The sequence below is a fragment of the Bradyrhizobium sp. in8p8 genome, from assembly GCF_000426845.1.
Taxonomy (GTDB): Bacteria; Pseudomonadota; Alphaproteobacteria; order Rhizobiales; family Xanthobacteraceae; genus Bradyrhizobium; species Bradyrhizobium japonicum_C.
This window is the reverse complement of the sequence record NZ_AUGD01000002.1, coordinates 852,586-866,563: the sequence shown is the minus strand read 5'-3', so window position 1 is coordinate 866,563 and position 13,978 is coordinate 852,586. Positions and strand designations below refer to the sequence as shown.

Genomic DNA, 13,978 nt, shown 5'->3' with positions numbered 1-13,978 from the left:
CTCGCATTCCGTCTCCGCGAGGATGGCCTCGCCGCTGACGCGACCCGTCGTCTGGCGGTCGTTACCCATGCGCGAAGAGGATGTGACTTAGGGCGAGGTGCGAGGGCGGTCTTTCGCGCATTACGTACAATTTTCATATAGCACGGAGAATTTTCAGAGCGCCCGAACCGCGGCGCAAGTAAGTCGTGTCCAGCCGCACGGAAGGCATGAACGAGGCGTGCCTTTGCGAAATTGGCGTTGAGTCTAAGAAGATCGGAGCCGCGCCGGCCGGCTAGGAAACCTTCTCGTTATCCGACAATGCGACCGTTTCGCTCCGCTCGCCGGGCGGCTTGTGGCTCGGAAGGAGACTGAATGAATCTACCAGGCAAACTACCGTGGTCGAGCCTCGGATCGCTCATCTTGATTGCGGCGGTCGTGGGCGGTGGCGCAGCTGCGTTCGCCTACACCGCAGGATGGCTCTCGCCGGGGCGTTTGACGCCCGAACGGATGATCGAGGCGCTGACGCCATCCGGCATTACACCACTCGGACACCGGCGAAACCACGCCAAGGGAATTTGCTTCACCGGCACGTTCGAGGCCAACGGAAACGGCGTAGAACTCTCCCGAGCCAAAGTCTTCCTGCAGGGGAGATATCCGGCTCTCGGCCGCTTCAATCTCGGTACCCCCAATCCGAACGCGGTAGACGCGACCGTGCGCGTGCGCGGTCTCGGACTTCAGATCGCGGCAGATGGCGAGGTCTGGCGGATGGCGATGATCAACCCACCGTTCTTCGCGGTCTCGACCCCCCAAGCCTTTCACGACCTGCTGATCGCGTCCGGCAAGAAGGATCCGGACGCGATGAAGGCGTTCATTCAGGCAAATCCAGAGTTCGGTCGTTTCTCGGCCTGGGCCAAGGCGGCGCCGTGGACCGCCAGCTATGCGGAGGAGTCTTATCATGGTCTCAACAGCTTCATTTTCACGAATGCCAAGGGCGGCAATCACGCGGTGCGATGGTCGCTGCTGCCCGCGGCACAACCTGTCCCGATCTCGCAAGCCGATCTCGAGAAGCGTGCTCCCGATTATCTCGAGCAGGAGATCGCGGAGCGGGTCCGGACAGCCGGTCCGCTGCGATGGACCATGGTCACGACCGTCGCGGATCCCGGTGATCCGACCGCAGACCCCAGCAAAGCCTGGCCGGAGACCCGTCGCAAGATTGAAGTCGGAACGCTGATCGTGCAGCGGATCGAACCGGAGCGCGATGGACCGTGCCGCGACATCAACTTCGATCCCACCGTCCTGCCCGAGGGAATCCGAGTGTCCGACGATCCGTTCCCGGCCGCGCGCTCATCGGTCTATCGCAGGTCCTATGACTTGCGCGCCGCGGAAGCCAAGGACTATCCGCGTACCGGAGCCGCAAAGCCGTGATCAAAGCTTCTCATCGCTTCACGCTGGTCCAGCGGCTCCTGCACTGGCTGATGGCGGCCTGCATCCTTGCCATGCTCTTCATTGGTGCCGGCATGGTCTCGACAGTCGCACCAGAGTATCTTCCGCTGATTCTCATCCACAAGACGCTCGGCGTCACCTTGCTGGGCCTCGTTCTGATCAGGCTGGCACTTCGGCTGTATTACGGCGTCCCTTCATTGCCGGACGATCTTCCGAGAGCCGTGAAGCTCGGAGCAAGATCGTCGCACCTACTGCTGTATGGCTTCATGATCGTCATGCCGCTGCTCGGCCTCGGCATGCTCTGGACAGCGTCCTATCCGGTCGTTCTCTACGGCGGCATTCAAATTCCAGCATTGTTGCCGCAGAGCGACCATGCGCACACGCTGTTTTGGAACGCCCATGTTTATCTGGGCTTTGCGTTCTTTGCTCTCGTGCTGCTGCATCTGGCAGCGGGGTTATTCCACGCATGGGTTCGGCGCGACGGCGTGTTCGGCACGATGTCGCTGGCGCGCGTACGAGACAGAACTACGGACGGCGAATGACCCTCGGACCTCACCGCGGCGAGAATTCTCCAATCTCCAAGCAAGGATAACGATGATGACCAAAGTCGAACTCCAGACACCGACCGATCTCGGTGCCAATGTGAACCGGGACGTGCCAGCCGCGTTGAGAGCGCTGCTCGCCGACGTATTCGCCCTTTATTTGAAGACCAGGAACTTCCATTGGCACGTATCCGGCCGCCACTTTCGCGACTACCATCTGCTGTTCGACGAGCAGGCCGAGCAGATCTTCTCGATGACCGACGATATCGCCGAACGCGCCCGCAAGATCGGCGGCACCACCCTGCGCTCGATCGGCCACATTGCCCGCGAGCAGCGAATTCTGGACAACGACGCCGACTATGTCGACCCGCAGGACATGCTCGCTGAGCTGCGCAGCGACAACCAGCAGCTGACGCGGGAGATGCGCCGAATTCACGATCTCTGCGATGAATACGGCGACGTCGCCACAGCAAGCCTCCTGGAGAACTGGATCGACGAGACCGAGCGACGAATCTGGTTCCTGTACGAGACCGGCCGTACCGGTCCGACTTCGTAAGCTCAAGATGTGCCGACCGGCATGGTCGTCGTCGAGCTGATCACGGGGTCAGCGCGCTGTTCGCTCCGCAGCGGCGCGGGTTCGCTGCGGGCATCGCATTCAGCTTCGCGCTCGATAGCCGTGAATCCCGTTACGTCCAGCCGGCGACGGTATAGGCCATGATGACGGCTTCGACGTTCACCCGGCATCAGGAGATCGCCTGGCGCGGCGGTCAGATACGGTCGACTTCGCGCCTGGTCGCTGAAGAGACCGCGCTTGCGCTTACCTATAACGGATCGACCCATGCGGTAATGATGGGCACCCCGGGCGATCTCGAGGATTTCGGTATCGGCTTCAGCCTCACCGAAGGCATCGTCGAACGCGCGAGCGAGATCAAAAGCATCGAGATTCTCCCGAACGAGCTGGGTGTCGAGGTTCGGATGTGGCTCGATGGCGACCGCGCCGCGTCCTTGGCGACGCGTCGCCGCGCCATCAGCGGGCCCGTCGGATGCGGGCTGTGCGGCATCGAGAGCCTCGAACAGGCATGCCGCCCGCCATCGCAGGTCGCGAGCCGAAACATCGTCTTTCATGCGCGGGACTTGCTTGGCGCCATGCAGGCGCTGTCCCCGCTCCAAGTCCTGAACCAGCAGACGCGGTCTGTCCACGCGGCGGCGTTCTGGCATCCGCGCACCGGCATCGGTCTGGTGCGCGAGGATGTCGGCCGGCACAATGCGCTCGACAAGCTGATCGGTGCGATGGCACGCGAGGGACGCCCCGCTGTCGACGGCGCCGTGCTGCTGACCAGCCGCGTATCGGTCGAGATGGTGCAGAAGGCCGCGAGGATCGGCGCACCGGTCGTCGTGGCCGTATCCGCTCCAACCGCACTCGCCATCCGGACCGCGGAGGAGGCGGGCATCACTCTGCTTGCGATCGCCCGCGACGACGGATACGGCGTTTTCACGCATGCACGCCGCGTTCTGCTGCCCGACGAGGCCGCAGCGCGCTGAGGCCTGATCTCGCGGGAAATTGGCGCCGTGATGCAAGCCAGATCCCTGGTCGTTGCCGGCTAGGAGCGGGCCGGCGTCGATGATCCCGAGCGATCACTGCTTGTCGGGTCTCTCCTGACCGTGTCGGGTGATGTCCTGGAGAAAGGCCCTCATCGTCTTTCCGCTGGGGCTGCTCTACTTCGCTATCGGCTTCCGCGTCTTCAAGAGCAAGTTCCTTTGGGAACGACCTCGTACTGGCCGCAAGTAGCGACCAGGCGGAATGCCGCCCGTTGTGGTGGCTTTCCGCTGGATAGCAGCCATGCTCAATCAAGCAATAAAGAAAGGGCGCCGGCTTCGGCGCCGTTCCCGTCAGGTCTTCGGCATGACGCCTGGACTGTTGTCCGGCCACTGCGCGATCAACTTCTCGTCGATGTTGAGGTGTTGGGCGACCAGCCTCGGCGGGGTGTGCGCCAGCCAGTTGGAGAGCGATACCTCCTCGTAGCGCGGAGCCCGGAAGACACCGATGAACTGCACATCGGTATCGCCGACGTTCTCGACGTAGTGTCCGAGATTGCGCGGGATATAGCCGATGTCCCCCGCGGAAAAATCCGTCGTGCGTATGTTGGGCCCCGTATCGAACACCGTCATTCGCGCCTTGCCCTTGATGTAGTATTGCCACTCGTCTGCGTTCGGGTGCCAATGCATCTCGCGGACGGCGCCCGGCGGCATCGTCACCAGCGCTGCCGCAACCGTGGTTGCCACCTTGAAGTTGCTGCTGTCGGCGACTCGGATGCTTCCCGCAGCACTCTCCTTGAGCGGTGCGGAACTAGCCAGCGGATAGACGAAGGGATAAGGCGGCGCCTCGGCATGTTCGGCGATGAAGGCACGATCTGTGGCGAGATCGCCGGGAAGCGTGCCTTGGAAGATCCAGAGATTGTGCAACGGAATCTTGGCAAAGGTTTCGGCCGGCACGCCGAAGTTCTTGCTCAGCACCTCCGGCGGCGTATGGGCGAACCAATCTGTCACCAGCAGTGTGTTGAACTCGTTGGCGTGGCCGTCGTCGAAGCAGATCACGAACTCGCAGCCGTCGGGACCAAGTCCTTGCAGGGAATGGGGCGCGCCCGACGGGAAGTACCAGAGGTCGCCGGCCTTGAGATCGGCCACATAAGGGCGGCCCTGGACGTCGAGCACGGTGATGCGACAGCCACCGTAGGTCATGATCGCCCATTCGGCCGCCTGATGCCAATGCAGTTCGCGGATGCCGCCGGCGGACAGTCGCATGTTGACACCGGAGATCTCCTTCGAGAGCGCGAAGTCGGCAACAGTGACCTGGCGGGCCCAGCCGCCGTTCTGGATGCGCCTGGGCGCGTTGTTGAAGGAAGCCCAATTCATCGGCAGGCCGCCGACATCCGTCGCCGGCGGCGTCTGCGCGGAGGGAAATTGCTTCCCCAGAGCCGGATTCTGTGGCCCGTGATCGCTCAGGCTGCTGGCATTCTTGGCATTTATCGCCCCCTGCGGCGGCTCATCCGGGTTACCGAAGGTCGCGCCTTGCGCACCGGAGCCGACCATTGCGGCGCCCGCCGCTGACATAGCCAGCAATTCTCGTCGTGAAAACATGTTGGTCGCTCCTCAACGCATTGTCGAGCCTCCAGCGAGACTCCAGCGTTGAAGCCTAGTTTCGTCCTGTCCGTCCAGCTTCCGCGAACGACGCTCTTTTTTCCGGAATGCACTATCGACGTCCGCAAGGCCTGCGCGCTCGCAGCGGGACTGAAGGTGTGCAATTGCGAAATTCGAGGGCCGATTTGAAAAGACGCTACAGCTGCTGCGATCCTTAACTTCGATGGGATCACCATATTCAGAGATATCTTCGATGAAAAGAAAATCGGTTCGTCCCTATCGTGAGCCTGCCGGAGGCTGGGGAGCGCTGAAGGCACTCAGTGAGGCCCTGCTGGTGCAGCGCGTGCCGATTAAGGGCGCAGTGACGCTGAGCCGCATGAACCAGCCGCAGGGGTTCGATTGTCCCGGCTGCGCGTGGCCTGATCCGAAGCATACCTCGTCATTCGAATTTTGCGAGAACGGCGGCAAGGCAATCGCTTGGGAAGCAACGTCCAAACGATGCACGCGCGAATTCTTCGCTGCACATACCGTCTCGGAGTTGGCAACCTGGAGCGACTATGATCTCGAAATGGTCGGGCGGCTCACGCATCCGATGGCCTATGATGCCGCATCCGACCGCTATCTTCCGGTGGAGTGGAGCGATGCCTTCGACATGATCGGCCGTGAGCTGAGGGCGTTGCCGGATCCGAACATGGCGGAGTTCTACACGTCCGGACGGACCTCGAACGAGGCAGCATTCCTCTATCAGCTCTTCGTCCGTGAATATGGTACCAACAATTTTCCCGACTGTTCGAACATGTGCCATGAGGCGACCAGCGTCGGCCTGCCGCAATCGCTCGGCGTCGGCAAGGGTACGGTGCTGCTGGAGGATTTCGACAAGGCCGACTGCATCTTCATCTTCGGCCAGAACCCGGGCACCAACAGCCCGCGGATGATGACGAGCCTGCGCAATGCGTCGCGCCGCGGGGCGTCGATCATCTCCTTCAACCCGTTTCGCGAACGGGCGCTCGAGCGCTTCCAGGCGCCGCAGAGTGCCGTCGAGATGATCACGCTGACGTCGACGAAGATCAGCTCGAAGCTTTTCCAAGTGCGTGTTGGCGGCGACGTCGCGGTCCTCAAGGGTATCATGAAGATCTTGGTCGAGCTGGATGACGCGGCCCGCGCCGCCGAGCAGCCGGAGATCCTGGACTGGAATTTCATCAAGGGGCACACCACGGGGATCGAAGCGCTGATTGACGACCTCAAGCGAACGCAATGGCCAGACATCGAACGTCAGTCCGGCCTGACGCGCGAGGACATGGCGTGCGCGGCCGAAGCCTATAGGAAGTCGGAGCGCGCCATTCTCGTTTATGGCATGGGGATCACCCAGCATCAGCGAGGCGTGGACAACGTGCAGCAGATCGCCAACCTTGCGCTCCTGCGCGGCAATGTGGGACGCGAGGGTGCCGGCGTTTGCCCGGTTCGCGGCCATTCCAACGTGCAGGGCGATCGCACCGTGGGCATCACGGAGGTCCCCAAGCCGGATTTTCTCGAGCGGCTCGAACACCACTTCGGCTTCAAGCCGCCGTCAGAGCCGGGACACAATGTCGTGACGGCTTTGGAAGCCATGATCCGCGGCGAGGTGAAGGTCTTCTTCGCCATGGGCGGCAATTTCGCCGCTGCCATTCCCGACCGGCGTGCAACGCAGGCGGCTCTGCGCAAGCTCGATCTGACAGTCCACGTCTCCACCAAGCTGAACCGAAGCCATCTGATCCATGGTCGCGCCGCCCTGATCCTGCCCTGTCTCGGCCGCACCGAAATCGATGTCCAGGCGACGGGACCTCAATCCATCACGGTGGAAGATTCCATGTCGATGGTCCACGCTTCGGGTGGCCGCAACACGCCGGCGTCAGAGCATCTGCTCAGCGAAGTGGCGATCGTTGCCGGCGTCGCCAAGGCCACCCTCGGCGACCGCACGGTAGTTGAATGGGATGGGTTTGTTGACGATTACGATCGCATCCGCGATGCCATCGAGGCGGTCTTCCCCATCTTCCAGGACTACAATGCGCGGATCCGCGTACCCGGCGGCTTCCATCTGACCTCGACGGCGCGGGAACGAATCTGGGCCACCTCGTCGGGCAAGGCCAATTTCCTGGTATTCGAGGGATGTGGCGAGGATCCAAAGCAATGCGATCCCGATTTCCTATGGCTCAGCACGATCCGCAGTCATGACCAGTACAATACCACGCTCTACTCGATGTCGGATCGCTATCGCGGCGTCTTCGGACAGCGCGATGTGGTGTTCCTCAGCGAATACGAGATGAAAAAGCGCGGCTTTGCCGAGGGCGACCGCGTGGACCTCATCACGGAATCCACCGATGGAGTCGAGCGGGTCGTGCGTAACTTCCGCGTGGTCGGTCATTCGTTTCCGGCCGGCTGCTGTGCAGCCTATTATCCGGAGGCCAATCCGCTGGTGCCGCTCTATGCCCGCGATCCCATGAGCTTCACGCCGTCGTTCAAGGGTGTTCCGATCCGCTTGGTGCGCTCGAGCGACGTCGCGACTGCAACAGAGAGGCTTTGAATCCGCGTCCTCCCCGGATCAGGTCGAGCCCACCGGCTCGGAGATCGGCAGCGTAAACCAGAAACGTGCGCCTCCCTGAGCGCCCTTACCTTCGGCATGGATCCGGCCGCCATGCGCTTCGACAATGGAGCGGCAGATCGGCAGGCCCATGCCCATGCCGCTATCCTTGGTCGTGAAGAAGCTTTCGAACAGCCGACCGACATGTTCGGGGTCGATGCCCGGACCGTTGTCTTCCATCGAGCAGCATAGGGTTTTCGTATCCAGGGAAATGGTGGTGATGACGATCCTGCGGTTTTCGGTGCCGGCCTGGGTCATGGCCTGCACGGCGTTGATTGCCAGATTAACGATCACCTGCTGGAGCTGGGTGCGGTCGCCAAGCACCAGCGGCGCTGCCGGATCGGGGCGGTGCTGGACCGCGACGTCGCGAGACTCCATTTCATGTCGCAGGAACAACAGGGCTTCCCGGACGACATCGTCGAACGAGAGGAAGATCCGCTCCGGAGTCTTGCGTGCCGCCATGCCGTGAACGCGCGCCACGACGCTCGCGGCGCGTCTGGCATCCGTGGCCGTGTTCTCGATCACCTTGCGTAGCTCGGCCAAGTCGGGATTGGGTCTGTCGAGCCATCGCAGGCCGGCTGCGGCATTGGTCGTGATGGCCGACAACGGCTGGTTGACCTCATGGGCTATCGAGGCGGTGAGCTCGCCGAGCACCGAGATTCGCGCGGCATGCGCGAACTCCGCCTGCACCTGTCGGAGCCTCTCCTCAGCGCGGACACGCTGCGAGATATCGATCGTGCCGACGAGGCTCAGCTCGAGATCATCTATAGGACCGACCCGCGCCGTCGTAAATAGGACGTCGAGGATGCGGTTGTCCCACGTGACCATCCGGGTCTCTTCCTCGAAGTGGGTCTCTCCGCGAAAGCGGGATTCCATGGCGCGTCGGAATGTGTCCGGGCGCTCCTTCCAGGTGTCGACCATGGACCGTCCGATATACTGATCGGAGCTTCTTCCGAACATCTGAATGGCCCGTTCGTTGGCTTCCTGGAACGAGAGCGCCTCCATGCATGTTTTGAGAAAGTCGGGGTGGCTGTCGAAATAGGCACCGAGATCCTCGACGCCCTCGGCCCTCAGCTTTCGGAACAGTGCAACCAACCGGCTGGCGTCGAGTTGCCGGAATGCGATCGGCATACGGCTGAACAGCTGGCGATAGCGCTGCTCGCTCCGCTCCAGTTCGGCGATCGCCCTATTCCGGGCGGCGATGTCCATGGCTGCTGCGACGAGCGTCAGCGATGCAGCCAGGAAAGCTGCGACTGCGATCACCGTGAAATCATACTCAAGCAAGAAGCAGGCGAGCGACAACAGGGCCAAGGCGACACTGCCCCAGGCCCACAGGAGAACGCGATTCTGCTTGGTCTCGGTCGGCAGCACGTCGCGCCACCATCGCCGGAGCTGTACGCGATGGGAGCCATTCGGGCGTTCAGACGTCATAACGAACGTCTACTGAGGTGCGGAAGAGCCGTCTTTTGCGTTTCCGCAGGCGGTTTGTCAAAACGCATGACGCTACGCGCCGACATGGGTCGCAGCCACTCTCCGGTCGTGGGCCGAAGCTGTTGCTGCCACGGGGCGCATCACGCCAAATCGCCGCTTGAATGCGGCACATCGATGACGCGCGCCGGTGGGTGCCACCGCCGATCTTGCGGTCGCCCGGCCCCCCGGGCCTCGACCTCCAACGGGACGCTCTTGGTCGCCACCTCAGCGAACCACTCCACTGTGTACACACTTCGGCGCCAGGCATTGTCACCAGATGACAGACGTTGACCGTGATCCAGACGTTGCCATGGCCGGCAGAAGCGGCTGGATTGTCGCTCCTGCTCCCATCTCCATGTGCATGAACATGGTTGGCGTGTAGAGCGCCGGATGCCGGGCACCAAGTGAGCGATGGTCGTCTCCGGCGTGACGGTCACCAGTGCTTTGGTCGACATGCCGTCTCGGACGCCTCAAACGGATTCGCGGGTCAATCCCTTAGCTCCGCCGGCGGGGGAAGTGCCGGGTGCTTCACTTGCAACAGACTTGGGTCCGGTGAGCCAGCTGCCGAGCTTGTCCAGATAGAGATAGACCACGGGCGTCGTGTAGAGTGTCAGGATCTGCGAGAGCATCAGGCCGCCGACGATGGTGTAGCCGAGCGGCTGGCGTAATTCCGCGCCGGTACCGGTGCCGAGCATCAGCGGCACGCCGCCAAGCAGCGCCGCCATCGTCGTCATCAGGATCGGGCGAAAGCGAAGAGTGCAGGCCTGGTAGATCGCCTCCTCGGGGCTCAGCCGCTGCCGGCGTTCCACCTCGAGAGCGAAGTCGACCAGCATGATGCCGTTCTTCTTGACAATGCCGATCAGGAGAATGATCCCGATGATGGCGATGACGCTGAGATCCATGTGGACCGCGAGCAGCAGCAGCAATGCGCCGATGCCGGCGGACGGCAGTGTCGAGAGAATTGTGATCGGATGGATGAGGCTCTCATAGAGCACGCCAAGAATGATGTAGATCACAATCAGTGCCGCCCCGATCAACAGCGGCGTGCCCGACAGGGACGACTGGAAGGCCTGCGCATTGCCCTGGAACGAGGTCGAGAGCGAAGCCGGCTTGCCGGTCTCCTTCTCGATCTTCTGGACCGCCGCCACGGCATCGCCAAGTGCAGCGCCGGGCCGCAGGTTGAACGAGATCGTGACTGAGGGAAACAGGCTCTGATGGTTGATCAGGATCGGGGCGGGCTCGATGACGCTGTGAACCAGCGTGCTCAGGGGGACCTGCTGGCCGCTGGCCGAGTTGAGGTAAATGTCCTTGAGCGCCTCAGGCCCATACTGGAACTTCGGATCGACCTCCATCACGACGTGATACTGGTTCAACGAGGTGAACATGGTGGAGACGATGCGCTGGCCAAAGGCGTCGTCGAGGACATTGTCGATCGTCGTCGGCAGGATGCCGAAGCTGGAAGCAATCTCGCGATTGACGGTGACCTGCAGTCTCGGGCCGGCATTGGCCTGGTCGCTCGCGACGTCGGTAATGATGTCGAGCGCGCGGAGCTTCTTCAGGAAGATCGCCGACCAGTGGCTGAGCTCGTTGGAATCGGCGTCCCTCAGCGTGTACTGGTATTGCGTCTTCGACAGGCGCGCGCCGATGGTGATGTCCTGAGCCGCCTGCATGTAGAGCGTGATGCCCTGGATGTGGGCGAGCCGTGGTCTCAGCCGGTTGATGATCTGGTCGGCGTTCGCCTTGCGTTCGGGCTTCGGCTTCAGGACGATGAAGATGCGTCCTTGATTGAGCGTCGCCGTCGGGCCGCCGGGGCCGATGTAGCTGGCTACCGATTGGATGGCCGGGTCCTTTGTGAGGACGCCGACGATCGCCTGCTGACGCTCGGACATGGCCGGGAATGAGATATCCTGGGCGGCCTCGGTGATGCCGACGATCTGTCCGGTGTCCTGCTGCGGAAAGAACCCTTTCGGGATGATGACGTAGAGAAAGCCGGTCAGCGCAATCGTCGAGAGCATCACGAGCAGCGTCAGGAAGCGATGGCGTAGCACGATGCGCAGGCCGCGCGTATAGAGTGCAAGCAGGGCGTCGAAGCCGCGTTCGAAAAGGAGGTAAAGTCGGCCGTGCTTCTTGCGCGAACTGTCCTTTAGGAGGCGCGCGCACATCATCGGCGTGAGCGTGAGCGAGATGATCAGCGATAGCAACAGCGAGGCGGTGATCGTGATGGCGAATTCTTGGAACAGCTTGCCGACATAGCCGCCCATCAGGAATAGCGGGATAAACACCGCGATGAGTGAGAAGGTGATCGAGGCGATCGTGAAGCCGATCTCGCTGGAGCCCTTGAGGGCCGCGTCCATCGGCGTCATGCCCTGCTCGAGATGACGAACGATGTTCTCGATCACTACCACGGCGTCATCGACAACGAATCCGACCGCAATCGACAGCGCCATCAGCGACAGATTGTCGAGGCTATAACCGAGGACGTAGAGGACTGCGAACGTTCCGATCAGCGCCAGGGGAACCGTGATAGCCGGGATGACGGTGGCCCAGAAATTCCGAAGGAAGAGGAATATGACCATCACCACCAAGGCGACGGTGAGCATCAGCGTGAACTGCACGTCCGAGACTGCGGCGCGGATCGTGGCGGTGCGGTCGGCTGCGATCGTCACTTTGATCGCAGGCGGAACGGAGGCTTGCAGTTGCGGCAGCAGCGCCTTGACGCGGTCGACGGTTTCGATGACGTTGGCGCCGGGAACGCGCTGGACGGCCAGAATGATGGCGGGGTCCTTGCCATACCAGCCTGCCAGGAGATCGTTTTCGGGCGCTTCGATAGCCGTGCCAACGTCGCGCAGCCGCACCGGAGATCCGTTGCGATAGGCGATGATGAGATCCTCATAGGTCGAAGGCTTCAGCAGCTGATCGTTGGTGTTGAGCGTGTAAGTCACGCGCGGGCTGTTGAGCGTACCCTTAGGCAGATCGACATTGGCGCCGGCGATGACGTTGCGGACATCTTCGAGGCCGATGCCGCGGGCGGCAAGGGCCTGTGGATTGACCCGGATGCGGATCGCGGGCTTCTGCTGGCCACCAATTCCCACGAGACCCACGCCCGGGACCTGCGAGATCTTGGGCAGCAGGATGTTCTCGGCATAGGCGTCCACCGTGGTCAGCGGCAGCGAGTCCGAGGTCAGCGCGATCAGCATGATCGGCGTTTCCGCGGGATTTACTTTCCGAATCGTAGGGGGGTAGGGGATGTTCGGCGGGAGGAAGGGACTGGCGGCGTTGATCGCGGCGAGCACGTCGACGGCGGCGCTGTCCACCGTGCGCGACAGTTCGAACTGCACCGTCAACTGCGCTACGCCGAGCGCGCTGGACGAGGTGAGCTGGGTGATGCCTGGGATCTGGCTGAGCTGCTGTTCGAGCGGCGTGGCCAGCGATGACGCGATGGTTCCCGGGTCTGCGCCGGGCAATTGCGCGGAGATCTGGATGGTGGGGTAATTGACGTTGGGGAGCGCGCCGACCGGCAGCAAGGGATAGGCCGCAAGCCCGAGCAACAGCAGGCCCGCCATCAGCAGGGCTGTTGCAATCGGCCGCAGGATGAACGGCGCAGAGATATTCATGGGATGGCATCCTGCACGGCGCTTTGCAGGTCGGCCTCTCGCGCGGCCTTGCCGTGCAGCTCGTGGACGTGACTTCCTTCCGTGAGCCGGTATTGACCGTCGACCACAACGACGTCACCTGATTCTAGTCCCTGATCGATCAGTGCTTGGCCATCGCTGATCTGCGCAACGTGGACCGGACGCAAGGTCACGGTCTGGTCGGCAGACACGACATAGACATAGCTGCCGTGAGGACCCTGCTGGACCGCCGAGCCGGCCACTGTCAACGCATCTTTCCGCATCTCCAGCAGCAGACGCGCGTTGACGAGCTGCCCCGGCCACAACCGGTGCTCGTGGTTGGGAAATTCCGCCTTGAGCTGGACGGTGCCCGTCGTTCCCGCGATCTCGTTGTTGACCAGCAGCAGCCTGCCTTCGTCCAGCTTCATCTTGTTGTCCTGGCTGTAGGCGATGACCTTCAGCGTTCCCTTGGCGGCGTGCTCCTGAATCGAAGGCAGGTCCGTCTGCGGCAAGGTGAAGAGCAGCGAGATCGGCTCGATCTGAGCGACGACGACGAGGCCATTGGGATCGGTCGGATGAATCACGTTGCCGACGTCAATCTGGCGGACGCCGGTGATGCCGGGGATGGCCGAGGTCAGGCGCGTGTAGCTGAGCTGGACGTTGGCCTGATCGATCTGCGCCTGGTCGGCTTTCACCGCCGCCTTGAGCTGGGCAACCTGCGCCGTCTGGGTATCAATCAATTGCGGCGTCGCATAGCCCTTGTCGCCAAGCTGATTGTAGCGGGAGAGATTGGCCTCGGCATTCGCGAGCTGCGCCTGGTCCCTATCGCGATTTGCGGTCAGCTGCTCGATCTGGGCCTTATAGGGGCGAGGGTCAATCTGGGCGAGCAAGTCGCCGGCCTTCACGGCTTGCCCCTCAGTGAAAGCGATCTTGACGATTTGGCCCTGGATCTGGCTGCGCACGACGTCGGTGTTGTACGCGATAACCGTGCCGATGCCGCGCAAGTAGATCGGCACGTCCTTTCCTCTGACCGTGGTGGCGACCACGGGCACGGCAGCGGGCACCGGCACAGGCGCGGCTGCGACGACCGGCTTGCGGTCCGCGAAGAACCATAAGCCTGCTCCGGCTCCGATTGCGGCGAGAACGATGAGCGCGACGGTGAAAGAGCGTTTCACGAC

At 62.3% G+C, this 13,978-nt stretch carries 9 protein-coding genes; 5 read left to right on the top strand and 4 right to left on the bottom strand.

The genetic code is table 11. The features are described from left to right. Positions 1-351 precede the first annotated feature (351 nt). From K408_RS0109660 to fdhD, 4 genes are all read left to right on the top strand, one after another. Positions 352-1,404: a catalase family peroxidase gene (locus K408_RS0109660; RefSeq protein WP_024338396.1), complete on the top strand. Its 1,053-nt coding sequence runs from the start codon at positions 352-354 to the stop codon at positions 1,402-1,404. After that, positions 1,401-1,964, top strand: coding sequence for a cytochrome b (locus K408_RS0109655; RefSeq protein ID WP_024338395.1), 564 nt, complete (start codon positions 1,401-1,403; stop codon positions 1,962-1,964). Before K408_RS0109660 ends, K408_RS0109655 begins: the two co-directional genes overlap by 4 nt. Positions 1,965-2,019: 55 nt before the next feature. Beyond that, entirely contained in the window at positions 2,020-2,520 is a 501-nt protein-coding gene (locus tag K408_RS0109650; protein WP_024338394.1) for a Dps family protein, read from the top strand. Between the two features lie 158 nt (positions 2,521-2,678). Beyond that, entirely contained in the window at positions 2,679-3,506 is an 828-nt protein-coding gene (fdhD, locus tag K408_RS0109645) for a formate dehydrogenase accessory sulfurtransferase FdhD (RefSeq protein WP_024338393.1), read from the top strand. Between the two features lie 348 nt (positions 3,507-3,854). Here fdhD and K408_RS0109640 read toward each other — a convergent pair whose 3' ends face one another. Beyond that, positions 3,855-5,102 carry an oxalate decarboxylase family bicupin gene (locus K408_RS0109640; RefSeq protein ID WP_024338392.1) on the bottom strand — a complete coding sequence of 416 codons (1,248 nt, stop codon included), beginning with the start codon at positions 5,100-5,102 and terminating at the stop codon, positions 3,855-3,857. A gap of 253 nt (positions 5,103-5,355) precedes the next feature. Here K408_RS0109640 and K408_RS0109635 point away from each other — a divergent pair, with 253 nt between their 5' ends. Then, positions 5,356-7,662 (top strand): FdhF/YdeP family oxidoreductase, encoded by a 2,307-nt coding sequence (locus tag K408_RS0109635; protein WP_024338391.1) that lies wholly within the window; start codon positions 5,356-5,358, stop codon positions 7,660-7,662. Between the two features lie 18 nt (positions 7,663-7,680). Here K408_RS0109635 and K408_RS0109630 read toward each other — a convergent pair whose 3' ends face one another. The 3 genes from K408_RS0109630 to K408_RS0109620 form a co-directional block, all read right to left on the bottom strand. Continuing rightward, on the bottom strand, positions 7,681-9,150 hold the full coding sequence (locus tag K408_RS0109630) for a sensor histidine kinase (RefSeq protein WP_024338390.1): 1,470 nt from the start codon (positions 9,148-9,150) through the stop codon (positions 7,681-7,683). A gap of 509 nt (positions 9,151-9,659) precedes the next feature. After that, positions 9,660-12,803, bottom strand: a complete 3,144-nt coding sequence (locus K408_RS0109625) for an efflux RND transporter permease subunit (RefSeq protein ID WP_024338389.1) — start codon at positions 12,801-12,803, stop codon at positions 9,660-9,662. Next, positions 12,800-13,975 carry an efflux RND transporter periplasmic adaptor subunit gene (locus K408_RS0109620; RefSeq protein WP_024338388.1) on the bottom strand — a complete coding sequence of 392 codons (1,176 nt, stop codon included), beginning with the start codon at positions 13,973-13,975 and terminating at the stop codon, positions 12,800-12,802. Before K408_RS0109620 ends, K408_RS0109625 begins: the two co-directional genes overlap by 4 nt. Positions 13,976-13,978: the final 3 nt, after the last annotated feature.

Coding starts and splice junctions, on each gene's coding strand:
- K408_RS0109635 (WP_024338391.1), top strand. CDS start 5,356: ATGAAAAGAAAATCGGTTCGTCCCTATCGTGAGCCTGCCGGAGGCTGG.
- fdhD (WP_024338393.1), top strand. CDS start 2,679: ATGATGACGGCTTCGACGTTCACCCGGCATCAGGAGATCGCCTGGCGC.
- K408_RS0109625 (WP_024338389.1), bottom strand. CDS start 12,803: ATGAATATCTCTGCGCCGTTCATCCTGCGGCCGATTGCAACAGCCCTG.
- K408_RS0109640 (WP_024338392.1), bottom strand. CDS start 5,102: ATGTTTTCACGACGAGAATTGCTGGCTATGTCAGCGGCGGGCGCCGCA.
- K408_RS0109660 (WP_024338396.1), top strand. CDS start 352: ATGAATCTACCAGGCAAACTACCGTGGTCGAGCCTCGGATCGCTCATC.
- K408_RS0109650 (WP_024338394.1), top strand. CDS start 2,020: ATGACCAAAGTCGAACTCCAGACACCGACCGATCTCGGTGCCAATGTG.
- K408_RS0109630 (WP_024338390.1), bottom strand. CDS start 9,150: ATGACGTCTGAACGCCCGAATGGCTCCCATCGCGTACAGCTCCGGCGA.